The sequence below is a fragment of the Micromonospora inositola genome, assembly GCF_900090285.1.
GTDB lineage: Bacteria > Actinomycetota > Actinomycetes > Mycobacteriales > Micromonosporaceae > Micromonospora > Micromonospora inositola.
This window is the reverse complement of sequence record NZ_LT607754.1, coordinates 5,393,390-5,414,752: the sequence shown is the minus strand read 5'-3', so window position 1 is coordinate 5,414,752 and position 21,363 is coordinate 5,393,390. Positions and strand designations below refer to the sequence as shown.

Annotated in this window: 21 protein-coding genes; 9 read left to right on the top strand and 12 right to left on the bottom strand. The window is 74.0% G+C overall.

Annotated features, from left to right (window positions below; all coding sequences use genetic code 11):
- Positions 1 to 8 precede the first annotated feature (8 nt).
- From GA0070613_RS25880 to ccsA, 12 genes are all read right to left on the bottom strand, one after another.
- Positions 9 to 1,184, bottom strand: a complete 1,176-nt coding sequence (locus GA0070613_RS25880) for a glutathione-independent formaldehyde dehydrogenase (RefSeq protein WP_089014653.1) — start codon at positions 1,182 to 1,184, stop codon at positions 9 to 11.
- A 234-nt stretch (positions 1,185 to 1,418) separates the two neighbouring features.
- Entirely contained in the window at positions 1,419 to 2,300 is an 882-nt protein-coding gene (locus GA0070613_RS25870) for an NAD(P)-dependent oxidoreductase (RefSeq protein WP_089014652.1), read from the bottom strand.
- A 187-nt stretch (positions 2,301 to 2,487) separates the two neighbouring features.
- The gene (locus tag GA0070613_RS25865; RefSeq protein WP_089014651.1) at positions 2,488 to 2,931 is read right to left on the bottom strand and encodes a PPC domain-containing DNA-binding protein; all 444 of its coding nucleotides are present in this window, start codon (positions 2,929 to 2,931) and stop codon (positions 2,488 to 2,490) included.
- A gap of 224 nt (positions 2,932 to 3,155) precedes the next feature.
- The gene (locus GA0070613_RS25860) at positions 3,156 to 4,640 is read right to left on the bottom strand and encodes a mannitol dehydrogenase family protein (RefSeq protein WP_197698992.1); all 1,485 of its coding nucleotides are present in this window, start codon (positions 4,638 to 4,640) and stop codon (positions 3,156 to 3,158) included.
- Positions 4,637 to 5,110: a UxaA family hydrolase gene (locus GA0070613_RS33125; RefSeq protein WP_197698991.1), complete on the bottom strand. Its 474-nt coding sequence runs from the start codon at positions 5,108 to 5,110 to the stop codon at positions 4,637 to 4,639. Before GA0070613_RS33125 ends, GA0070613_RS25860 begins: the two co-directional genes overlap by 4 nt.
- 184 nt (positions 5,111 to 5,294) lie before the next feature.
- Positions 5,295 to 6,923, bottom strand: coding sequence for an isovaleryl-CoA dehydrogenase (locus GA0070613_RS25850; protein ID WP_089014649.1), 1,629 nt, complete (start codon positions 6,921 to 6,923; stop codon positions 5,295 to 5,297).
- Positions 6,920 to 7,495, bottom strand: a complete 576-nt coding sequence (locus GA0070613_RS25845) for a TetR/AcrR family transcriptional regulator (protein WP_231929473.1) — start codon at positions 7,493 to 7,495, stop codon at positions 6,920 to 6,922. The genes GA0070613_RS25850 and GA0070613_RS25845 overlap by 4 nt, the downstream gene beginning before the upstream one ends.
- Positions 7,496 to 7,768: 273 nt before the next feature.
- Positions 7,769 to 8,650: a cytochrome c-type biogenesis protein CcmH gene (locus GA0070613_RS25840; protein WP_172875897.1), complete on the bottom strand. Its 882-nt coding sequence runs from the start codon at positions 8,648 to 8,650 to the stop codon at positions 7,769 to 7,771.
- Positions 8,651 to 8,676: 26 nt separating this feature from the next.
- Positions 8,677 to 9,240, bottom strand: coding sequence for a TlpA family protein disulfide reductase (locus GA0070613_RS25835; RefSeq protein ID WP_157746537.1), 564 nt, complete (start codon positions 9,238 to 9,240; stop codon positions 8,677 to 8,679).
- On the bottom strand, positions 9,237 to 11,168 hold the full coding sequence (locus GA0070613_RS25830) for a heme lyase CcmF/NrfE family subunit (RefSeq protein ID WP_089014646.1): 1,932 nt from the start codon (positions 11,166 to 11,168) through the stop codon (positions 9,237 to 9,239). The genes GA0070613_RS25835 and GA0070613_RS25830 overlap by 4 nt, the downstream gene beginning before the upstream one ends.
- A complete protein-coding gene (locus GA0070613_RS25825) occupies positions 11,158 to 11,568 on the bottom strand; it encodes a cytochrome c maturation protein CcmE (protein ID WP_089014645.1) in 411 nt (136 codons plus the stop codon). The genes GA0070613_RS25830 and GA0070613_RS25825 overlap by 11 nt, the downstream gene beginning before the upstream one ends.
- The gene (ccsA, locus tag GA0070613_RS25820) at positions 11,565 to 12,323 is read right to left on the bottom strand and encodes a cytochrome c biogenesis protein CcsA (protein WP_089016202.1); all 759 of its coding nucleotides are present in this window, start codon (positions 12,321 to 12,323) and stop codon (positions 11,565 to 11,567) included. Before ccsA ends, GA0070613_RS25825 begins: the two co-directional genes overlap by 4 nt.
- Positions 12,324 to 12,460: 137 nt before the next feature.
- Between ccsA and GA0070613_RS25815 the strand changes: the two genes are divergently transcribed.
- Genes GA0070613_RS25815 through qcrB form a run of 9 tightly spaced genes read left to right on the top strand, consistent with a single transcriptional unit; the run spans position 12,461 to position 21,225 of the window.
- On the top strand, positions 12,461 to 13,489 hold the full coding sequence (locus GA0070613_RS25815) for a cytochrome c oxidase subunit II (RefSeq protein WP_089014644.1): 1,029 nt from the start codon (positions 12,461 to 12,463) through the stop codon (positions 13,487 to 13,489).
- Between the two features lie 14 nt (positions 13,490 to 13,503).
- A complete protein-coding gene (gene ctaD, locus GA0070613_RS25810; protein WP_089014643.1) occupies positions 13,504 to 15,432 on the top strand; it encodes a cytochrome c oxidase subunit I in 1,929 nt (642 codons plus the stop codon).
- On the top strand, positions 15,429 to 16,058 hold the full coding sequence (locus GA0070613_RS25805) for a cytochrome c oxidase subunit 3 (protein ID WP_089014642.1): 630 nt from the start codon (positions 15,429 to 15,431) through the stop codon (positions 16,056 to 16,058). Before ctaD ends, GA0070613_RS25805 begins: the two co-directional genes overlap by 4 nt.
- A complete protein-coding gene (locus GA0070613_RS25800) occupies positions 16,058 to 16,459 on the top strand; it encodes a hypothetical protein (RefSeq protein ID WP_089014641.1) in 402 nt (133 codons plus the stop codon). The genes GA0070613_RS25805 and GA0070613_RS25800 overlap by 1 nt, the downstream gene beginning before the upstream one ends.
- On the top strand, positions 16,447 to 17,361 hold the full coding sequence (locus tag GA0070613_RS25795; protein ID WP_089014640.1) for a cytochrome c oxidase assembly protein: 915 nt from the start codon (positions 16,447 to 16,449) through the stop codon (positions 17,359 to 17,361). Before GA0070613_RS25800 ends, GA0070613_RS25795 begins: the two co-directional genes overlap by 13 nt.
- Positions 17,358 to 17,750: a c-type cytochrome gene (locus GA0070613_RS25790; protein ID WP_089014639.1), complete on the top strand. Its 393-nt coding sequence runs from the start codon at positions 17,358 to 17,360 to the stop codon at positions 17,748 to 17,750. Before GA0070613_RS25795 ends, GA0070613_RS25790 begins: the two co-directional genes overlap by 4 nt.
- Before the next feature lie 3 nt (positions 17,751 to 17,753).
- Positions 17,754 to 18,557 (top strand): cytochrome bc1 complex diheme cytochrome c subunit, encoded by an 804-nt coding sequence (qcrC, locus tag GA0070613_RS25785; RefSeq protein ID WP_089014638.1) that lies wholly within the window; start codon positions 17,754 to 17,756, stop codon positions 18,555 to 18,557.
- Positions 18,554 to 19,417, top strand: coding sequence for a QcrA and Rieske domain-containing protein (locus GA0070613_RS25780; RefSeq protein ID WP_157746536.1), 864 nt, complete (start codon positions 18,554 to 18,556; stop codon positions 19,415 to 19,417). Before qcrC ends, GA0070613_RS25780 begins: the two co-directional genes overlap by 4 nt.
- The gene (gene qcrB, locus GA0070613_RS25775; RefSeq protein WP_089014636.1) at positions 19,414 to 21,225 is read left to right on the top strand and encodes a cytochrome bc1 complex cytochrome b subunit; all 1,812 of its coding nucleotides are present in this window, start codon (positions 19,414 to 19,416) and stop codon (positions 21,223 to 21,225) included. The genes GA0070613_RS25780 and qcrB overlap by 4 nt, the downstream gene beginning before the upstream one ends.
- The last annotated feature ends 138 nt before the right edge of the window (positions 21,226 to 21,363 follow it).

Genomic DNA, 21,363 nt, shown 5'->3' with positions numbered 1-21,363 from the left:
CCCCGGCGTCAGAGGCGCAGCACCGCCTTGATCAGCCCGTGCTCGCGGCGGTCGAAGTGCCGGTACAGCGCGGGGGCGTCGGCGAGCGCGCCGTGGTGGGTGACGATGACGCCCGGCCGGGCCTGGCCGGAGACCACCAGGTCGCGGAGCAGTCGGGTGTACCGGCGGTCGTGGGTACGCCCGAACCGCACGCCGACCCCCTTGGCGAACAGCGTTCCCCACGGCGCGTTCAGGTGCCCGTCGGCGCTGCCGCCGGTGCGGGGGTCGGTGTCCTTCTCCGGGTACACGCCCGCGACGGCGACCGCACCGCCCGGGTTGACCAGCCGGGCGGCGTCCGCCAGCACCTGGTCGGGACGCTCCCGGTCGGGGTGGGCGCGGTCGTGGGCCTGGAAGCCCACCGCGTCGATGACCTTGTCCACCCCGGGCAGCTTCTCCTCGCCGATCGGCAACCCGCGGCGGGCCCGGTCCGCGTGGATCTGCGCCACCGGGTCGGCGCGGCGGAAGTCGACGGGGACCGCGCCCAGCTCGCCGGCCTTGTCCAGCCGGGCGTCCACCCCGTCCACGCAGTACACGACCCGGGCGCCGAGCAGGCGGGCGGAGTAGGCGCTGAGCAGTCCGATGGTGCCCGCGCCGAGGACCGCGACGGTGTCCCCGGCATGTACGTCGGCGAGGGTGGCCGCGGAGTGCCAGCCGGTGACGAACGCGTCGGCGAGAAGTACGAAGTCGTCCTCGTGCCCGTCGCCCGGTTCGCCCGGCAGGGGCAGGCAGTTCGCGTCGGCCCAGGGCACCCGGAGCAGCTCGGCCTGCGCGCCCCGGTAGGGACCCATCCCGGCGTAGCCGTACGCGGCGCCGGGCCCCTCCGGCCGGGCCCGCAGGCAGAGCGCGGACAAGCCCCGGGCGCACATGGCGCAGGTGCCGCAGAACAGGTGCGTGGGGACCACCACCCGGGTCCCGGGCCGGAGGGTCTGCACCGCGGAGCCCACCCGCTCGACCACGCCCAGCGGCTCGTGGCCGAACACCAGGCCGGGTTCGGCCCCGGTCCGCCCGTCGTACATGTGCAGGTCGGTGCCGCACAGCGCGGTCGAGGTGATCCGTACCAGCGCGTCGGTCTCCGCCTGCAGCGTCGCGTCGGGCACCTCCCGCACCTCGACGTTCCGCACCCCCTGGTAGACGACGGCCCTCATCACCGCGCCCTCCGGACGTCGATGCCATCCGTGTTCCGCGCCGTGCGGGCGGCCGCGACGAGGACCCCCACCGCCAGCGCCGCCGCGAGGGCCGGCGCCCATTCCGGTGCCAGGCGGAGCAGCACGGCACCGAGCACCGCGCCAGCGAGCAGCCCGGACAGCCCGGCTCAGCCCGCGGCGTCCCGGGTCACGTCGTGGCGGCCCGGACGGCACCCGCCCGGCCCGGGAGGTGCCTCATGCCGCCCCGCCCAGTCGTGACAGGGCTCGGGTGACCACCGTCAGGTCCTCGGGACCGAGCCCCTGGTTCACCACCCATTGCCACTCGGCGGCCAGGCCTTCGGCGGCCGGGAAGCGGCCGGCCTCCACCTCGCGCAGCGCCAGGTTGACGTCCTTGAGCGCCAGGGCCAGGGGATACTGGGTCGGGTAGTCGTCCCGGCCGATCCGCTCCAGCTTCTCCGCGGCCCAGGGCGACACCAGCGGGCTGCCGTGCAGGGCGCCGAGGACCGCCGCGCGGTCCAGGCCGAGCGCGTCACCGAACGCGACCGCCGTGGCGAGCCCCTCGGCGACGAAGGCGAGCAGCAGGTTGTTGACCAGCTTCAACCGGGAGCCGGCCCCGGCCGGCCCGACCCAGACCGTACGCTGCCCCACCGCGTCGAAGACCGGCGTGACTCGGTCCCGGGCCTGCTCCGGCCCGGACGCGAGGACGACGAGCCGGCCCTGCTCGGCCGGGCCCCGGCTGCCCGCCACCGGGGCGTCCACCAGGGCCACGTCGGGGCGCTCCCCGGCGATCAGCCGGGCGAGGCGTTCCGTCTCGGTCACGCCGATGGTGCTCATCTGGGCCCACACCGCGCCCTCGGCCATGGCGGCCAGCATCCCCTGGTCGGTGGCGATGGACCTGACCGCGTCCGCGTCGGTCACCATGGTGACCACCACGTCGGCGCGGCGTACCGCGTCGGCCGGGGCGGCGGCCACCTCCGCGCCCTGGTCGCCGAGCCGGCGGGCGGGCTCCGGGTGGCGGTTCCAGACGGCCGTCGGCAGACCCGCGCGGAGGATGTTCGCGGCCATCGGCGCACCCATGCCGCCGAGCCCGAGTACCGCCACGCGTGCCTGCGTCATCCGTCCCCCCGGATTCACCTACCGCGAAGCGTAGCCAGCGCGGACCGCCGGCGGACCGATCCGGCCGAAGCCGGAGCGGGGGCAGGTGCCGCGTGCCACCATCTGCGGGGCGGCCCGTCCGGCGGTCGGCGTCCCCGGCCCGCGCCGTCCTCCGCCGCGCCGGCCTCGGGGCGCTCTGCCGCGCCGCTCACTGCCGGATCGTCCCCGCCAGCAGCGCCAGCCCGGTCTCCCGGTCGATTCGCTTGGCGAGGCTCGCCCCGACCTCGGAGATGATCACCTCCAGTGTCGGCCACACCTCACCCCGCAGGAGATGACCGCCGACGGTGGTGCCGTCCCGGCGGCCGAGCACCGCGTGCACGTGCAGCGCCGGCTGCCCCTCGTGCTCGGCGATGTCGCCCAGCAGCGATAGGACCTCGACCTGTTCCCCGACCGGGATGCGCAGGTAGTCGCGCTTCTCGCGGTCGAAGTAGCCCAGCTCGGCGGAGGCGAAGCCGCCGACGGCGGTCACCCGGGCACCGCGAATGCCGTACCGCACCGCCGCCTCGTTGACGGCGGCCACCGCGTCCTCGCCCTTGTCGACCGCGACCACGACCACGCGCCGGTCACCGTCGCTCAGTTCGACATCGCTCATGATCCGCCTCATCCTCACCGGTCGCGCCGCGGCCCCTGCCCACCATCTTCGGCGCAGCGGGACGTGCGACGACGCCGAACGCGGCAGGCGACGGGAGGGAGACCGGACCACAGCTTGGTGCCGCGCCGTTCGGCCGCCCAGCCCTGCACGATGGTGCGCCGCTGCCCCGGAACGGGACAGCGGCGCCGTTCGTGGGGCGGGCCGCAGGCGATCGACGGCGGGGTTCAGCCCTTCGTGAGCTGGGCGACGTGGTCCACCAGCGCGGCCCGGAAGCCCTGATGGTCCCGAAGGTCCGCGCCGAAGATCTCGTCGACGTGCAGCAGAGCGTCGACGAGCCGCTGCGGGTCGCCGCCCGCGGCCGCCCCGGCCGTGCCAAGACGCTCCGCCATCGGGTCGTCGAGTGGGAGATCCCGCCCACGGACGTCCCGGCCCTGCGCGACGTACACCATCCAGGCCGCGACCGCGAGCGCCGCGTGCCGGGGCACCGCGCCGGCGGCCAGGCGGTCCCGGACGGTGCCGAGCAGCCGCACCGGCAGCTTCTGCGATCCGTCCATCGCCACCTGTACGGTTCGGTGCCGCAGCGCCGGGTTGGCGAAGCGGGTCAACACCTGGCCACGGTAGTGGTCGAGATCCAGCCCGTCCGGCACCCGCAGGGTGGGTGCCACGTCCTCGACCATCAGCGACTCCGCGGCCGCCGCGAGCCGGTCTTCGGTCAGCGCGGCCGCGATCGTGTCGTATCCCCGCAGGGCGCCCAGGTACGCGAGCAGCGAGTGGCTCGCGTTGAGCATTCGGAGCTTCACCGCCTCCCATGCGGCGACGTCCCTGGTCAACACCGCGCCGGCCCGCTCCCAGGCGGGCCGGCCGGCCGCGAAGTCGTCCTCGATGACCCACTGGCTGAACGGCTCGGCGACCACGACGCCCCGGTCCTCGAGGCCGAGCACCGCGAGGGCGTCGGCACGGTCCTCGGCGGTGGTGGCCGGCACGATCCGGTCGACCATGCAGGACGGGAAACGTACCGAGGTGGTGATCCAGTCGGCGAGGCCGCCGGCCTCGGACGACGGCAGCGCGTCCACGATGTCCTGCACGAGCCCGCGCAGGACATCGCCGTTCCCGACGAGGTTGTCGCAGGAGAGCAGGGTGATCGGCTCCGCGCTCTCCGCCAGGCGACGCTGCAGCCCCCGCACGAGCTGGCCGACCACGGTCCGGGGCGGTCGGCCGGCCAGGTCGGCCACCACCTCCGGGTCGGACCGGTCCAGCCGGCCGGCACCGTCGCGCCGGTAACCCTTTTCGGTGACGGTCAGCGTGACAAGGCGTACGGCCGGGTCGGCTATCCGGTCGACGACCGCCGCCGGATCGCCGGCCCCGAAGACGACGTCCCGGACGCTGCCGACCACCCGCAGCGGTGCCGCGTCAGCACCTCGTTCGAGCACCGAGTAGAGGCCGTCCTGCGGCATCAACTGGTCGCGCACGGAGGCCGACCGCTGCGTGACGCCGGTGATGCCCCAGTCCTCGCGCCCGGTCGCCGCCGCGGCCAGCTCGGTGAAGATCGCCTGGTGTGCCCGGTGGAAGGCCCCGATCCCGAGGTGCACGACCCCGACCCGTAGCGCGCGCGGATCGACCGCCGGGCCGACCCAGCCACGGCCCTGCCCGGAGAGCCGGTCCAGCGTATCGAGGCGAAGGCGCTGCGCCACCCGCACCGTGTCGTTCACAGCACCGCCCCGAGCTGCCACGGCACGATCTCCTCCCCGCCCAGGGCCAGCTCCTCGCTCGCGCTGCGCCGCCCCGATGCGACCTCGAGCAACAGGTCGTAGACCTGGCGTCCCATCTCCTCGTCGTGGCCGTGCAGCGTCACGACCGCGGTTTCGCCGGCTCCCAGAGTGATCTGGAGGTGGCCGGCGTGGATCTCGCCCACGGTGGACCGGAACCCGGGCCAGCTGCCGTCCGCGTTGACGGTTCGGCCGTCGATGGGGATGCCGGGCGCGTCGAGGTTGCGGCCCCCGTCGCTCGGATCATCCGGGGTCATCCGGTCGATCTCGTACCTGGCACCGGGTGCCGCCACGTCGACCGACACCCGCTGGTCGCCCTTGTTGACGAGGAACAGCCGTCGCTCCGACGCCGCGCCGTCGACGCGCCAGGCCTTGACCTGCCCGCCCTGCGGGGCGCTGACCGTCACGGGCACCGGTCGGAGCCCGGCCGGACGGACAGGTGACCTCACCGAGCCGCACGATCTCCGCCCCGGTCGCGCAGTCTACGGCCAACGTCGCCCGCCATCGCACGACAGAGGGAGGCGATTGTGCCGATCTTCCGGGCGCCACGAGTCCCTGCGCCTGGATGGACATCGCCGTCGGCCCCGGCGCTTGCGGTCAGCCCACCTTGGGCGCGGCGCGGGAGATGATCGTGGCGAAGTCGACACCGGTCGGCAGTGTGCCGAACGCCTGCCCGTGGTCGCCGCCGAGCCGGGAGGCGCAGAAGGCGTCGGCGATGGCGGGGTGGCCGTGCCGCACCAACAGCGAGCCCTGCAGGACCAGTGCGAGCCGTTCGACGACGCGGCGGGCCCGCAGTTCGAGGTCGGCTTGGTCGGACAGGTCGGCCTGAACCTGGCGTACCGCGACGTCGAGCCGCGCGTCGGCGCCGGCGGCGGCGGTCACCTCGGCCCGGAACGCCTCCATGACCTGGGGGTCCTTGGCGAGTGCGCGCAGCACGTCCAGCGCGGCGACGTTGCCGGAACCCTCCCAGATCGAGTTCAGTGGGGACTCGCGGAACAGCCGCGGCATGCCTGACTCCTCGACATAGCCGTTGCCGCCCAGGCATTCGAGGGCCTCGGCGGCGTGTGCCGGCCAGCGCTTGCAGACCCAGTACTTGCCGACGGCGAGGGCGAGCCGTTTGAACGCGGTCTCGCTGGCGTCGCCGCGCGCGGATCGGTCGGTCGCTCCGGCGAGCCGCATCATGAGGACGGTGGCGGCCTCGGACTCGACCGCGAGGTCGGCGAGCACGTTGCGCATCAGCGGCTGGTCGACGAGGTACCGGCCGAAGGTCCGCCGGTGGGTGGCGTGGTGGGCGGCGGTGATGACGCCTTGGCGCATCCCGGCCGCCGCGCCGATGACGCAGTCGAGGCGGGTCAGGTTGACCATGTCGATGATGGTGGGCACGCCACGGCCCTCGTCTCCGACGCGCCAGGCGACCGCGTGCTCGTACTCGACCTCCGCGGAGGCGTTGGACCGGTTGCCGAGCTTGTCCTTCAGGCGCATCAGCCGCATCGGATTGCGCGTGCCGTCCGGAAGGACGCGCGGCACGAGGAAGCAGGTGAGTCCGCCCGGTGCCTGGGCGAGGGTGAGGAAGAGGTCGCACATGGGCGCCGACGTGAACCACTTGTGCCCGAGGAGCCGGTAGGTGCCGTCCGGCTCGGGATGGGCGGTGGTGGTGTTCGCGCGCACATCCGAGCCGCCCTGCTTCTCCGTCATTGACATGCCGGCCAGCAGCCCCTGCTTGGCCAGCGGCGGACGCAGCCCGAAGTCGTACGTCGCGGCGGTGAGCAGCGGCTCGTACTGCGCGGCCAGTTCCGGGTTGTGCCGTAGCGCCGGCACGGCTGCGTAGGTCATCGAGATCGGGCAGCCGTGCCCGGCGTCGGGGCGCCATGTGTGGAACTTGGCCGCCCGGGCCACGTGTGCGCCCGGCCGGTCGTCCGCCCACGGCGTGGCGTGCAGGCCGTGCGTGACGGCGGTACGCATCAGCTCGTGCCAGGCCGGGTGGAACTCCACCTCGTCGATCCGGTGGCCGTACCGGTCGTGGGTGCGCAGGACCGGCGGGTGTTCGTTCGCCAGCCGCCCGTACTCGATCGCCTGCTCGCTACCGCCGAGCCGGCCGAGCTCGTGCAACTCTGCGGCGGCCCAGCCGGCGCCCTCCCGCTGGAGGCCGTCGAGCAGTGCCGGGTCGTCCGCCGCGTCGTAGCCGACCAGCGGGGGAACCTGGTTGAAGACCTCGTGTGTCGTCACGGCGATACTCCAAGCGCGCGGTGGATGAACGTGATCAGGCTGGGGATGGTGCTCGGGCCGGCGACCCCGGCGGCCAGCGGGCCGACCATGGCCTCGGCCAGGGCGCCGACCAGAGCGGTCGCGGTCAGCTCCGGATCCTGCGGGGGTAGTTCACCGCTCGCCACACCCGCCGCGACGTAACCGGCGATCAGTTCGGCGTACGCACGGCGGAAGACGAGCCGCTCGGCGTCGACCGCCGGGTCGACCGGCTCGGCGAGCAGGGCGTACGCCAACCGTGGGGACTGCAGCGCGCGACCGGAGAACGTCTCGATGACGGCTGACACCCGCTCGGCGATGGTGGTCTTCAGCGCTGCGGCGCGCGCGACGGCGTCCACCTCGCGCTGGGAGGCTGTGCGAAACACCTCGGCGAACAGATCGGCCTTGGTGGGGAAGTGGCGGTAGACGCTGCCGGTGGCCACGCCGGCCCGCTCGGCGACCGCGGCGACCGAGCAGCCGGCGTATCCGTGCCGGGCCATGATCTCCAGTGCGGCGGCAATGATCCGCTCCCGGGAGGCGCTCAGCCGAGCTTTCACACGCTCGGTGCTCCGGTAGGCCACACAAGGATTGAACCACCATTCAATCCTTGGTTGCAAGGTGGCGACCCCCCGGGCTGCGTCGCCTCGATGTACGGCAGCCGGGTCTTCGCCGCCCAGCCCTCCTCGTTCCGGTCGAAGCGCTCTGGACGGGGGCGCGACGGTGACGAGCCTGCGGCCGCCCGATCGCCGACGCCGGCGTCCCACCGGGGGCGCGGCCGGTCCGCCGCCGGGCCCGCCCGTCGTCCTCGGACGTAGGTTCGCTCGCGGGCGTCAGGGGCCGCTGGACAGCAGCCGGCCGATCTCCGGGGCGGCTGGATGCTCCGGGGCGACGGCCAGGAAGCGGCGCAGCGTCCGGGGTGCTTCCGACGAATGGTCGCCGAGCTGTGCCAGCCCGAGCACGAGCAGGCCGTCCGGGGAGTCCGGGGCGTGGTCGAGCACCTCCCGCGCCGCCTGCTGCGCGCCCGCGGTGTCGCCGGACCGGAGCAGGGCGAAGGCGAGCCGCAGCCGGACGGCGTCGTCCGGTCGGTCCCGTAGCGCCTCCCGGTACAGCTGCGCGGCGGCGTCGTAGCGGTCCTGCGCCTCCAGGTCGCGGCCGAGCTGCACGGCCACGGCCACCGGGTCGGCCGGTGCCGGCGGTGCCGGCGGTGCCGGCGGTGCCGGCCCGTCGAGCCGACCGCCGACGACCGCGACCGACGCCACGAGAGCTACCAGCCCGACCGAGCCGACCCACCATGCCCGGCGGGCGACCCGGCCGGCCGGTGTGGGCCGCACCGCGACGGTCGGCGGGGCCGACGGTTCGCGGGGGCGCAGCGTGCGCAGCGCGGCGTAGCCAGCGGTCAGCAGCGTGAGTGCCGGTACGGCCCACAGCAGCAGCTCCACGCCATGGGCGGGCGGATCGACCAGCACCTCCGGCCCGTATCGCTGGACGAACCAGCGACGGATCTCATCGCGGTCCCGCCCCTGGGCGAGCTGGTCCGCCACCGCCTGCCGCATCGCCGCCGCGATCGGCGACCGCGAGTCGGCCACCGACTCGCCCTGGCAGGCCGGGCAGCGCAGGCCGGCGGCCACGGCGCGTACCCGGTCCTCCCGGCCGGCGTCCCCGGTGGAGCGGAACAATCCCGCCCCGGCACCGGCGATCAGCGCGGTGAGCACGAGGACTCCCAGCGCTGCCCGCCACCTCATCCGGTCAGCAGCGGTGCGACCCGCTGCTCCAGCCACGCCCGGGTGACGACGCCGCGCTGCCGGTCGACGATCCGGCCGTCCCGGTCCACCACGAAAGTCTCTGGCACGCCTCGTACGCCCCAGTCGACCGAACGGGTGCCGTCCGGGTCCGGCAGCACGGTCAGTCTGGTCGCGCCGGTCTCGTCGAGCAGCGCCCGGACCGCCTCGGTGCCGTCCCGGACGTTCAGCCCGACCAGGCGCAGCCCGCGCGGGGACCACCGTCGTCCGGCGTCGACCAGCAGCGGCAGCTCGTCTCGGCAGGGGCCGCACCAGGAGGCGAAGACGTTCACCAGCACCACCTGGCCCCTGGCGGCGGCCAGGTCGAAGCGGCCGCCGTCCAGGGTGACGCCGGACAGTGCCGGCGCGGACGCCGGTATCACGGGGCCGTTGTCGGCGGGCCCCGGCGTGACGGGTGACCGCAGGCTGAGGGCGGTCAGCGTGCCGACGGCGAGGGTGACCGCGAGCACCACCGCCGGTCTTGCACGCAGCCAGCCCGGTCGGTGCAGGGCGGCGCGGCTCACGGGACGGCTCCCGGGCCGACGGCGACGGGCGTCGGCCGCTGGTCGTCCGGCCGCTCGGGTGACCGCCGCCGCCGGGCGGCGCCGACCGCCGCAAGGAGGCCGCCCAGGGCGGTCAGGGCGCCACCGGCCCAGAGCAGTCCGACGAGCGGGTTCACCGCGAGCCGAAGCGTGGCGCTGCCGCTGTCCGCGGCGACCGCGATCAGTGTGACGTACGTGTCCCGCGTCAGCCCGGTGTCGATCACCGGCACGGTGACCGCCGCGTCCCGTGCCGGGTGGTAGCGCAGGGCCGGCGTGACGGTCCGCTCCGCGCCGTCCGCCTCGATGAGCCGCAGCCGGGCGCGTACCGTCATCCCGTCCTGGCCGCCGGCCCGGTCCACCCCGTCCAGACGGACGGTCACGTCGGCCACCCGCAGGACCTCCTCGGTGCGGAGGGTCCCCTCGGTGTCCCGGCCGTAGGCCGAGGAACCCGCGACGCCCACCGCGACGAGGGCGATTCCCGCATGCGCGACGAGTCCGGCGAGGCCGACGGCGCCGCGACCCCGCCTCCGCACCCGGTTGGTCAGTTCTCCGGCCAGGCCGGTGAGCACGAACGCCGCCGCGCCGAACGCGGTGAGCGCGGGCAGGCCGGGCCGGGTGAGCAGGCCCACCACGGCGACGGTGGCCAGTGCCGCGCCGCCCGGCACGACGAGTCGACGTAGCGCCCCCGCCCGGTCGCGCAGCGCCGGCGTCACCCCTGCCAGCAGCAGCACCACGATCGCCAGCGGTATCGCGGTGCGCTGGTAGTAGCCCTGGCCGACGGAGGCGCGTGTCCCGCTCAGCGGCCCGGAGAGCAGCGGGAAGATCGTGCCGATCAGGACCACCGCCGCGATGGTCACCAGGAGCACGCCGTTGACCAGCACGGCCGTCGCCCGGGACAGCAGCGGGGCGTCGCGCCGGGGCGGTACGGCCGTGCGCCGTCCGGTGAGCACGGTCGACGCGACGACCGCCAGCAGGACGAAGCCGAGCAGCATCGGCCCCAGGGGTGAGTCGGTGAAGGCGTGCACGCTGGTCACCGCGCCGGATCTGGTGAGGAAGGTGCCGAGCAGTACCAGGACGAAGCTGGCGCAGGCCAGCGCGGTGCTCCAGCCGGCCCGGCCGGCGGCGCGGCCGACGGCGGTGTGCAGGAACGCGGTGGCGGTCAGCCAGGGCAGTAGGGAGGCGTTCTCCACCGGGTCCCACGCCCAGTAGCCGCCCCAGCCCAGCACGGCGTACGACCACCAGGCCCCCAGCCCGATGCCGGCGGTGAGCGCCGCCCAGGCCACCAGGGCCCAGGGGCGGGCCACCCGCAGCCAGCCCCGTCCCTCCGGCCCGGTCAGGGGCGCGGCCAGCGCGAGGGCGAACGGCACCACCAGGCCGACGTAGCCGGCGTAGAGCAGCGGCGGGTGCACGCCCATCGCCGGGTGCTGTTGGAGAAGCGGGTTCGGTCCCGGGCCGTCGGCCGGTACCGGGATCACCTCGCGGAACGGGTTCGCCGCGAAACGGGACAGCGCGAAGAAGAACATGGTGACGGTGCTGACGACCATCATCGCGTACCCGTGCAGGCGGGCCGGGTACGGCCGCCGGGCCAGCACCGCCGCGTAGCCGGCGAGGACCAGCAGCCACAGCAGGAGGGAGCCGTCGAGGCCGGACCAGAGACTGGTCACCGTGTAGTAGATCGGCACCCGGCGCCCGCCGTTCTCTGCCACGAACCGGACGCTGAAGTCGTGCCGGAGCAGGGCCGCCTCCAGCATGCCGCAGGCGATGGCGGCGGTCGCCAGGGTCGCGGCGGTGCCGAGGCGGGCCGGCCGGGCGGGCGCGGCGAACAGGGCCACCCGCAGCCAGAGCAGGGCGGTCAGGGTGGCGCAGGCCAGGCCGACCGCGAGGCTCGCGGTGCCGAGGTCACCGAGCATCGACCGGTCCCGCCGGGGCGGTGGACGGGCGGTACTCGTTGCCGTGCCGGACCATGACGTGGTCGGCGCGGAACACCCCGTCCGCCGACAGGCTGCCCTCGACGACCGCCCCCTCGCCCTCCCGGAAGGTCTCCGGCGGCACGCCGCGCTGCTCGACGGTGATCTCGTGCCCGTCCTCGGCTAGGCGGAACACCACCAGGTCGCCGCGGTGGCGCAGCGAGCCGGGCACCACGTCGCCGCCGAGGCGGACCCGCTGCCCGGTGGCGGCCGGGTCGTCGAGCACCTCGCTCGGAGTGCGGTAGTAGGTGAGGGTGTTCCGCAACGCGCCGGTGACCAGCAGTCCGCCTGCGGCGAGCAGCACGGCGACCAGCGCGGCCCGGCCCGCGCGGCGACGCGTCATCCGACCGGGACCCCGACCCGGTCGGTGGCGGGGGACGGGTCCGGGGCCAGCCGTCGTTCCAGCCGGACCACCCGGTGCAGCAGGACGGCGAGCGCGGCGAGCGTTGCGGCGGCCACGGCGAGCAGCAGCGCCGCGCCCATCCGCGGGTCGATCGGCGGGCGCTGCGGGGCGAGCACGGTCGCCTGCTGGTGCAGCGACCGCCACCAGACGACGGAGAAGTGCACCACCGGGACGAGCAGGAAGCCGGCCGCGCCAACGACCGCGGCCGGGCGGGCCACCCGGTGGTCCCCGCCGTCGCGGGCCCCGGTCCGCTCGGCCACGGCCCGGCGTAGGGCCAGGTAACCGGCGTACGCGAGCAGCAGCAGGGCGGTGCTGACCAGCCGGGGGTCCCACGCCCACCAGGTGCCCCAGACCAGGTGTCCCCAGAGCGATCCGGTGCCGATGGCGACGGCGGTGAGGACCACGCCGATCTCCGCGCAGGCCCGGGCGAACCGGTCCCAGCGCAGGTCGCCCCCGATCACGTACGCCCCGCTGGCGGTCAGCACGACGGCGAACGCGGCGTACGCCACCCAGGCCGCGGGGACGTGCACGTACATCAGGCGCTGCGCTTGGCCCTGCACCTCGTCCGGGGGCGCCAGCCATCCACCGGCCGCCCCCGCCGCCGTGCCGAGGCCACCGGCGAGCCAGGCGATCGTCCGGCGTCCGGCGGCCGCTCTGGCGGTGTCCGCGACGAGGTCCACGGTGGAGGCGCGCATGATCTCCCTGTCCACGCCCGGGGGCGCTTGCGGATGGAGTGGTCTGCGGCTCCACCATAAATGGCACTCCGACGACAGATCCCAATATTCGTCATAAACCGGCTGATAGGCACCTGAAGCTCCTAGGGTCGCTCCTGGTGGACACGACAGCGGAGACGACCTCGAGCACGGCCGGGCGGCACTGGCGGCCGCGCCCGGTGCTCACGGCGCTGTACGGCCTGCTCCTGCTCGCCGGATGCGCCGGCGACACTCCCTCGGCGCTCAATCCCGCAGGGACCGGGGCGACCCGGGTCGCCGGCCTCTGGTGGCTGTTGTTCTGGATCTCCATGGCGGTGTTCGTCGAGGTCATGGTGCTGTTGTCCTGGGCACTGGTGTTCCGGCGGGGCAACGTCCGGGTGCGCCACGGTCAGCCGCTGCGCTTCGTCACGATCGCCGGCGCCGGCCTGCCCTTCGTCATCCTCGTCGCCGTGTACGGAGTGGGCCTGCGCGACCTCGCCGCACTCGGTCACGGTCCCGGTCCGGACGCCCCGGCCGTCGAGGTGACCGGTCACAAGTGGTGGTGGGAGGTGCGCTACGCGGGGGCGTCCGGGGCCACCGCCAACGAGATCCACATCCCGGTGGGGGAGCGGGTGCGGGTGCGCCTGCGGACTGACGACGTGCTGCACAGCTTCTGGGTACCGCAGCTCATGCCGAAGACGGACCTGATCGCCGGCGAGACCCGGGAGACCTGGCTGCGGGCGGAGCGGGCCGGCAGCTACCGCGGCCAGTGCGCCGAGTACTGCGGCACCCAGCACGCCCACATGGCCTTCCTGGTCGTGGCGCAACCCCGCGCCGACTTCGACGCGTGGTTGGCCCGACTGAACGCCCCGGCCCGTCAGCCGAGGACCGACGCCGAGCGGCGGGGCCAGCAGGCGTTCGTGCAGGGCACCTGCGCGGCCTGCCACGCGGTGCGGGGCACCGACGCGCAGGGGCGGGTAGGGCCCGACCTGTCGAACATGGGCTCGCGGTGGAGCATCGGCGCCGGCGCCGTGCCCAACGACGCCGGGCACCTGGGCGGCTGGATCGCGAACTCGCAGACGGTCAAGCCCGGCAACGCCATGCCCCCTCAGCCGGTCGACGCCGCGCAGTTGCCCGATCTCATCGCGTACCTGCGGTCGCTGGAGTAGGCCGGGGAGGCGAGATGTCGACCACCATCACACCGCCGCCCGGCCCCACCCGGGAGGACCTGGCGCGGCTGACCGAGCACTGGGCCGAGCGTGCCTCGCTGCGGGCCTGGTTCAGCACCGTCGACCACAAGAGGATCGGCCGTCGCTACCTGGTCACCGCCGGGCTCTTCTTCGTCCTCGCCGGGCTCAGCGCCCTGGTGATGCGTACCCAGCTCGCCCGACCGGAGGCGGGCGTGGTGTCGCCGCAGGAGTACAACCAGCTTTTCTCCATGCACGGCACTGCGATGATCTTCCTGTTCGCCACACCGATGCTCTTCGGCTTCGGCAACTTCCTCGTCCCCCTGATGATCGGCTCCCGGGACATGGCATTCCCGAGGCTGAACGCGTTCGGCTACTGGGTCTTCCTGTTCGCCGGGCTGTTCATGTGGACGAGCCTGCCGTTCGGCGCGGCGCCGAACAACGGTTGGTTCGCCTACGTGCCGCTCAGCGGGGAGCAGCACAACCCCGGCCTGCACATGGACGTCTACGCGCTCGGGCTGCTCTTCCTCGGCATCTCCACCACCTCCGGGGCGATCAACTTCATCGTCACCGCGCTCAAGCTGCGCGCTCCCGGAATGTCGCTCAACCGGGTGCCGCTGTTCGTCTGGGCGATCGTGGCCACCGCGTTCATGGTGATCTTCGCGTTGCCGGCGCTGAACGCGGACAACGCCATGCTCTTCCTCGACCGGCGGTTCGACACCCACTTCTTCGACCCGTCCGGCGGCGGCAACGTGCTGCTCTGGCAGCACCTGTTCTGGATCTTCGGTCACCCCGACGTCTACATCATCGTGATGCCGGCGCTGGGCATCGTCTCCGCCGTGCTGCCCGCGTTCACCCGACGGGGGGTGGTCGGCTACCCGCTGATCGTGCTGTCCATCGTGGCGATCGCGATCATCTCGTTCGGCGTCTGGGTGCACCACATGTTCGCCACCGGACTGCCGCAGCTGTCCTACAGCTTCTTCAGCGCGGCCAGCACGATCATCACCATCCCGTCCGGGATCCAGATCTTCGCCTGGCTGGCCACCATGCTGCTCGGCCGGTTGGTGATCCGGGTACCGCTGCTGTTCGTCATCGGATTCGTGGTGACATTCGTGCTGGGCGGCTTCACCGGCGCGATGTTCGCGATCACCGCGTTCGACCAGCAGGTCACCGACTCCTACTTCGTGGTGGCGCACTTCCACTACGTGCTGATCGGTGGGGCGGTCTTCCCGATGCTCGCCGGCATCTACTACTGGCTGCCCAAGATCACCGGGCGGATGTACCACGAGCGGTTGGGCCGCTGGGCGTTCTGGCTGGTCTTCGCCGGCATGCACGTCACGTTCTTCCCGATGCACCTCTACGGCCTGTTCGGCATGCCACGGCGGGTCTACACCTACCGCAGCGAGCCCGGCTGGGACGGCTGGAACCTGGTCAGCACCGCCGGGTCGTACCTGCTCGCCGTCGGACTGCTGCTCGTGCTCGTCGGCGTGGTGCACGCGGTACGCCGGGGCCGGCCGGCCCCGGCCGACCCGTGGGACGGCGACAGCCTGGAGTGGTCGACCGCGTCGCCGCCCGAGCCGTACAACTTCCCGGTGGTGCCCCGGGTGCACAGCCTGCACCCGACCTGGGACGAGCGGACCGCCGAGTCGACCGGTGCCGGGGCGACGGCGGACCGTATCCTCAGCGAGGGCCGCCGGACCCTGTTCACCAGCGAGCTGGACGCCCACACCGAGCGGGCGGTGCGGATGCCCGAGCCGACGCTCAAGCCGCTCCTGCTCGCCGGCGCGCTGCTGGTCTTCTTCACCGCCATGCTCCTGGCCTGGTACCCGGTGGCGGCCGTCGCCATGGTCGTGGTGGTGGCGACGATCGCGGTCTGGCTCTGGCCGCCCCGCCACCCGGACGAGGAACTCGGGGTGGCGGCATGACGGACCGGGGCGGAGTCGTGGCGGCGGCCACCGGCGCTGAGGCGCTGAGCACCGAGCTGCCGGTCGGTCGGTCGACCGGCTGGTGGGGCATGGTCCTGCTCGTGGTCACCGAGGCCACCCTCTTCGCCTGCCTGCTCGGCAGCTACTTCTACCTCCGCTTCCAGTACGGTCCACAGTGGCCGCCGGGTGGCAACGGGAACCCCAAGCTCCTCACGCCGCTGGTGATGACCGCCGTGCTGGTTCCCAGCAGCCTTCCGGTGATCTGGGCGGAGCACGGCATCCGCCGCGGCCAGCGCTGGCGGCTGCGCTGCGGCCTGGCCGCCACGCTGGTACTCGGGGTGACCTTCCTGGTCCTGCTGGCCACCGAGTACGCCGAGAACCTGAAGCGGTTCACCATGACCACCGACGTGTACGGCTCGCTGTTCTACCTGATCACCGGCTTCCACGGGCTGCACGTCCTGGTCGGACTGACCATGATCAGCTGGCTGTTCGCCGCCTCCCTGCGCGGCGACAGCTTCGGCGCCCACCGGCACGAGCGGGTCCGCATCACCGCGATCTACTGGCACTTCGTCGACGCGGTGTGGGTCGCCATCCTGTTCACCATCTACCTCTCCCCGCGACTGTGATGACCACCCGGCCCGGCGCCCGGGCTCGCCTGGCCGGCGGGCTGCTGCTCTGGTACGGAGTGCTCGGTGGCGCCGTCGCCTGGGCGATACACCTGCTGGCCGCCTGGAGCGTCGACGAGCTCACCTGCGCCGCCGGCTCCGAGCGGGTCGCCGCCGTATCGCTCTGGCAGGCCGTCGGCCTTGCGGTGGTGATCCCGGGCCTGGTCACCGTCGGGTCGCTGCTGGTGGCCGCGCTGGTCTGGCGGCGCACCGTGCGGGCGCAGTCCGGCGGCGCCGAGGACCGGGCGTTCGGCCGGTCCCGAATGCTCGCCGTGGTGGGCGTCTGGGCCAACCTGCTGTTCCTGGCCATCATCGTGCTCGGTGGGGTCGCCGTCCTGGTGCTGCCGCCATGCCAGCGCTGAGCGTCGACCGGGCCCACGGGCCCGGCCCGAGCCCGCTGGCCGAGGGCCTGCTGACCATGCTGGCGGTCGTCACCGCCTGCCTGCTGATGGCCGGGTACGGCCGGGGCGTCCAGGAGCTGTGGACGCGCCGGGGCGCCGGCCAGGTCGTACCGGGCTGGCGGGTGGGCGCGTTCGGCGCCGGGGTGCTGGTGGTCCTCGCGGCGGACCAGGGCCCGGTGCACGAGTTCGCCGAGTCCTCCTTCACCGGACACATGGCCCAGCACATGCTGCTCCTGCTGGTGGCGGGGCCACTGCTCGCGGCCGGCGCGGCGGGGCTGCCGCTGAGCCTGGCCGCGCCGGCGCCGCTGCGTCGGCTGCTGGCCCGCTGGCGGGTGGCGCCGCCGGTACGCCGGTTGCGCCGGCCGGCCGCGTACGCCCTGCTGGCCGGCGCGGGCCAGACCGTCGTCCTGTGGTTCTGGCACCTGCCCGGGCCGTACGTCGCGGCGGTGGACCGTCCCGCGGTGCACGCCGCCGAGCATCTGTGTTTCCTGGTGACGGCCTGGCTGTTCTGGGCGCCGGTGCTCGGCTCGTCACGGCATCGGGCGCCCGCGCCGGTGACGGTGCTGCTGCTGGTCGGCACCATGCTGCCCGCGTCAGCCCTCGGCGCGGTGCTCACCTTCGCCCCGGAGCCGGTCTACCCGGCCCGGGTGTTCGACGCCGAACCGCTCACCGACCAGCAACTCGCGGGGCTGCTGATGTGGGCGCCGATGGACCTGGTCGTGCTGGTCGTGGCGCTGAGCGTGTTCCTGCGCTGGCTGCTGCGAATGGACCGCGACCGCCCCGACGGCCTGGACGGCGACCAGGCACGCCGAGCGGCCGACCCGGTGGCGGTCGAAGCCGGAACGGAAGGGATGCTGCGATGAAGCTGCCCCGTCAGCTCTGGGCGCTCGGTGCGGCCCTCGCGAGCCTGCCGGTCGCCTCGGTCACCGGCTGCGCCTCGACGCCACCACCGCCACCACCGGAGTCGCGCAACGGGCGGCCCGACCGGGGCGCGGAGCTGATAGCCCAGTACGGCTGCGGATCGTGCCACACCATCCCCGGCGTCAACCGCGCCGACGGCCTGGTCGGTCCGCCGCTGACCCGCTTCGGCGCCCGCTCCTACATCGCCGGTCAGCTGCCCAACAATGCCGACAACCTGCGGCGCTGGATCTCCGACCCGCAGGCGGTCGAGCCGGGCACGGCCATGCCGAAGCTGGGCGTCAACGCGATCGACGCGCAGGACATCGCCGCCTACCTCTACACGCTGGACTGACCGGTGCTCCGGTCACGAGCGGTGGCGAGCCCGCCCGCCCTGCACGCGCGCCGGGCCCTCGTGGTCGCGGCCGTGCTGGTGCTCGCCGCGGGCCCGGTGGTGTTGACCCCCGGGCCGGCCCCCGGGGAGCCGGCGGCGCCGGCCGCTCCCACGCCCCCGTCCGGCACCGCGGACCGGGGCGCCGAGCTCTACCTGGGGCAGTGCGCGAGCTGCCACGGCAAGCAGGGACAGGGCACGCAGCGGGGACCGTCCCTGGTCGGCGTCGGTCCCGCCTCGGTGGACTTTCAGGTCTCCACCGGTCGGATGCCGGTGTCGCAGGAGGTGCCGCAGTCCGTACGCCGCGAACCGGTCTTCTCGGCTGGCGACATCGCGGCACTGGTGGACCACGTCGGCCGCTTCGGCGGTGGCGGTCCGGGGATTCCCCAGCTGGCCCGGGGTGACCTGGTCCCCGGTCGGGAGATCTTCGCCGCGAACTGTGCACCCTGTCACGGGGCGACCGGCGGGGGCGCCGTGCTGACCAACGGCTGGGTCGCGCCCCCGCTGTACCAGTCGACGGCGACGCAGGTGGCCGAGGCGGTCCGGGTCGGCCCCGGGCTGATGCCGGTCTTCCCCAGCCAGGTCCTCGACGACCAGCAGGTCAACGACCTGACCGCCTACGTGCAGCGGCTGCACAGCGAGCGGCTGGACCGGGGCGGCAACCCGCTCGGCCGCCTCGGCCCCCTGGTCGAGGGGCTGGTCGCCTGGGTGGCCGTCCTGGGCCTGCTGGTGGCCGCCGTCCGGTGGCTGGGCCGGAGGGCTGGGGAGTGAGCGGACCACGTCCCTCGGCGACCGAGCGAGCGGTGAGCCGCCGGATCGTCGCCGCGTTCGGAGTCAGCGCCGCCGGAGGGGCGGGCTTCGCCGTCACGTACGGGCTGGGCGACGACACCCGGTGGGAGGGGGTCTGCCTCGCGGTCGCCTTCGCCGGACTGGCCGTGGGCCTCGCAGTCTGGGGCCGGCGACTGGTGCCGGTCGGCGGGTACGTCGAGGAGCACGAGGGCTTCACCCCGCCCCCGGCGGAGCAGGCGATGACCGCGGCGGTGCTCACCGCGCCGGACAGCCCGCTGCGGCGGCGGGGCCTGCTCGCTGCCCTCGGTCTGGCGCTGACCGCGCTCGGCGTCGCCGCGCTGTTTCCGCTGCGGTCCCTGCTGCCGTGGGACCGGGCCCGTCCGGTGGGGGCGCGCAAGGACACCCCGTGGGGGCCCGGCGTGCGGCTGGTGACCGCCGACGGACGGCCGGTGCGGCCGGCGGACGTACTCGCGAACACCATGGTCGCGGTGTTCCCCGAGGGTCACGTCGACGCCGGGGACGGCCCCGCCTTCGCGGTCCGCCTGGAGCCGCAGCGCTTCTCCCGACCGCCCTCCGGGGGACACCTGGACGGGCTGGTCGTCTGGTCGCTGCTCTGCACGCACGCCGGCTGCCCGGTCCGGATCTACCTCAAGGGTGCCGGACGGGTGCTCTGCCCCTGCCACCAGTCGTCGTTCGACCTGCTGGCGAACGCCCGGCCGGTGGGCGGACCGGCCGCGCGGGCGCTGCCCGGCCTGCCGATCGAGGTCGGCCCGGACAGCTTTCTGCGCGCCACCGGTGACTTCACCGCGCCACCCGGCGCCGGATTCTGGGACACGCCGTGATCACCGACCGGCTGGCCCGGGCGCTGGACGACCGGCTGCGGCTGTCCCCGATCACCCGCCGGGCGCTGGCGAAGGTCTTCCCCGACCACTGGTCGTTCATGCTCGGCGAGATCGCGCTCTACTCGTTCGTCGCGCTGATCCTCACCGGCGTCTACCTGACCTTCTTCTTCGACGCCAGCTCCGCCCACCGGGTCTACCACGGTGCCTACGCCCCGCTGGACGGTGCCACCACCTCCGCCGCGTACGCGTCGACGGTCCGGCTGAGCTGGGACGTCCGGGCCGGCCTGCTGATCCGGCAGACCCACCACTGGGCCGCGCTGGTCTTCGTTGCCGCGATCCTGCTGCACCTGACCCGGATCTTCTTCACCGGGGCGTTCCGTAAGCCGCGCGAGCTCAACTGGCTGATCGGCGTGACCATGCTGACCCTGGCCCTGGCCAACGGCTTCACCGGCTACTCCATGCCGGACGACCTGGTCTCCGGGCTGGGCCTGCGGATCATCACCTCGGTGGTCGAGTCGATCCCGCTGGTCGGCACGTGGCTGGCCTCGCTGGCCCTCGGCGGGGAGTTCCCCTCCGACACGATGATCCCCCGGCTGTTCGTCAGCCACGTCCTGCTGGTGCCGGCCGTCCTGGTCGCCCTCGTGTCCCTGCACCTGGGCATCCTGGTCCGGCAGAAGCACAGCCAGTTCCCGGGCCCGGGGCGGACCGAGCACAACGTGGTCGGGTCGCGGCTGTGGCCGAGCTATGCGCTGCGTTCGCTCGCCCTGTTCGCCTGGGTGCTGGCGGTGCTGTTCGCCCTCGGTGGCCTGGTGCAGATCAACCCCGTCTGGCTCTACGGCCCGTTCGAACCCGCCCAGTCCACCTCGCCGGCCCAGCCCGACTGGTACGTCGCCTGGGGCGACGGGGCCCTGCGGCTGTTCCCGCCGTGGGAGTTCAGCGTCGCCGGGCATCTCGTCCCCGCGCCGTTCTTCCCCGGTGTGGTGCTCGGCGGGATCACCTTCCTCGCCCTCTACGCGTGGCCGTTCGCCGAGCGGCTACGCACGAAGGACCGTCGGCCGCACCACCTCCTCGACCGGCCCCGCGACCACCCCGTCCGGCTCGGCGTCGGCATCGCCGCGCTCACCTTCTACGCGGTGCTCGTGGTCGCCGCGGGAGACGACATCATCGCCCGGCTGCTGCGGGTACCCGTCTACGACCTGCTGGCGCTGTTCCGGGTGCTGGCGCTCGTCCTGCCGCTGCTGGCCGGTGCGGTCGCATTCCTCACGGCGCGGGCGCTGCGCCGCGGCAAGTCCGGCGGGCTCGGTGAACTCACCCTTGCCGACCTTCGGCGGGCCGTGCGGCGGCCGGCGGGGGAGCCCGCCGGGGACGGCGCCGGCGCGCCGGCGACCCCGGCGCAGGACCGACCAGGCGAGCGGATCGAGTTGTGGCCGGACGGCGACGTGTGGCGTTGGCGCTACCGCGACGAGACGGCGCCCGTGGTCCTCTCGGGAAATCGGGCCGCGCGGTCGGAGGAGGAGGCGATCGAGGCTTCCCGGCTCGCGTACCCCGGGGTCGACCGGGTGGTGGTGCCCGGGCCGCCCCCGCCCTCGCCGCCCGGCCCGGTTCGCGCCGCCCTGCGCCGGTGGGGCCGCGCCGCGGCGGCGGGATCGCTGCTGGTCGCCGCCCTCGTGGACCGGCGGCGTGACCGCCGGCGCCACGAGCAGGCGGGACGCGATCCGTCGCCGTCGCAACAAGACCGAAAGCCGGCCGAAGCCGGGCCGCCGGCCGAGGCCGCGGACCAGCCGTCGGCCCCGGGTGGGCGGACATGAGACATCTGGTCGGCCAACCAACGGAGCTGGCCCGTTCCGTCCGGGCGAAGCGTCTGGCCCGACGGCGTGGCGGAGGACGAGGCGTACGAGGGGCCTTGGGATGATCTTAGGTCCGGCTGCGCGCTTGGTTAGCATGCC

What these genes read in the sequence shown, in the direction of transcription:
- GA0070613_RS25795 (WP_089014640.1), top strand. Translation starts at nt 16,447, where the DNA reads ATGCCAGCGCTGAGCGTCGACCGGGCCCACGGGCCCGGCCCGAGCCCG.
- GA0070613_RS25825 (WP_089014645.1), bottom strand. Translation starts at nt 11,568, where the DNA reads ATGACGCGTCGCCGCGCGGGCCGGGCCGCGCTGGTCGCCGTGCTGCTC.
- GA0070613_RS25790 (WP_089014639.1), top strand. Translation starts at nt 17,358, where the DNA reads ATGAAGCTGCCCCGTCAGCTCTGGGCGCTCGGTGCGGCCCTCGCGAGC.
- GA0070613_RS25870 (WP_089014652.1), bottom strand. Translation starts at nt 2,300, where the DNA reads ATGACGCAGGCACGCGTGGCGGTACTCGGGCTCGGCGGCATGGGTGCG.
- GA0070613_RS25865 (WP_089014651.1), bottom strand. Translation starts at nt 2,931, where the DNA reads ATGAGCGATGTCGAACTGAGCGACGGTGACCGGCGCGTGGTCGTGGTC.
- GA0070613_RS25830 (WP_089014646.1), bottom strand. Translation starts at nt 11,168, where the DNA reads ATGCTCGGTGACCTCGGCACCGCGAGCCTCGCGGTCGGCCTGGCCTGC.
- ccsA (WP_089016202.1), bottom strand. Translation starts at nt 12,323, where the DNA reads ATGCGCGCCTCCACCGTGGACCTCGTCGCGGACACCGCCAGAGCGGCC.
- ctaD (WP_089014643.1), top strand. Translation starts at nt 13,504, where the DNA reads ATGTCGACCACCATCACACCGCCGCCCGGCCCCACCCGGGAGGACCTG.
- GA0070613_RS25880 (WP_089014653.1), bottom strand. Translation starts at nt 1,184, where the DNA reads ATGAGGGCCGTCGTCTACCAGGGGGTGCGGAACGTCGAGGTGCGGGAG.
- GA0070613_RS25805 (WP_089014642.1), top strand. Translation starts at nt 15,429, where the DNA reads ATGACGGACCGGGGCGGAGTCGTGGCGGCGGCCACCGGCGCTGAGGCG.
- GA0070613_RS25800 (WP_089014641.1), top strand. Translation starts at nt 16,058, where the DNA reads ATGACCACCCGGCCCGGCGCCCGGGCTCGCCTGGCCGGCGGGCTGCTG.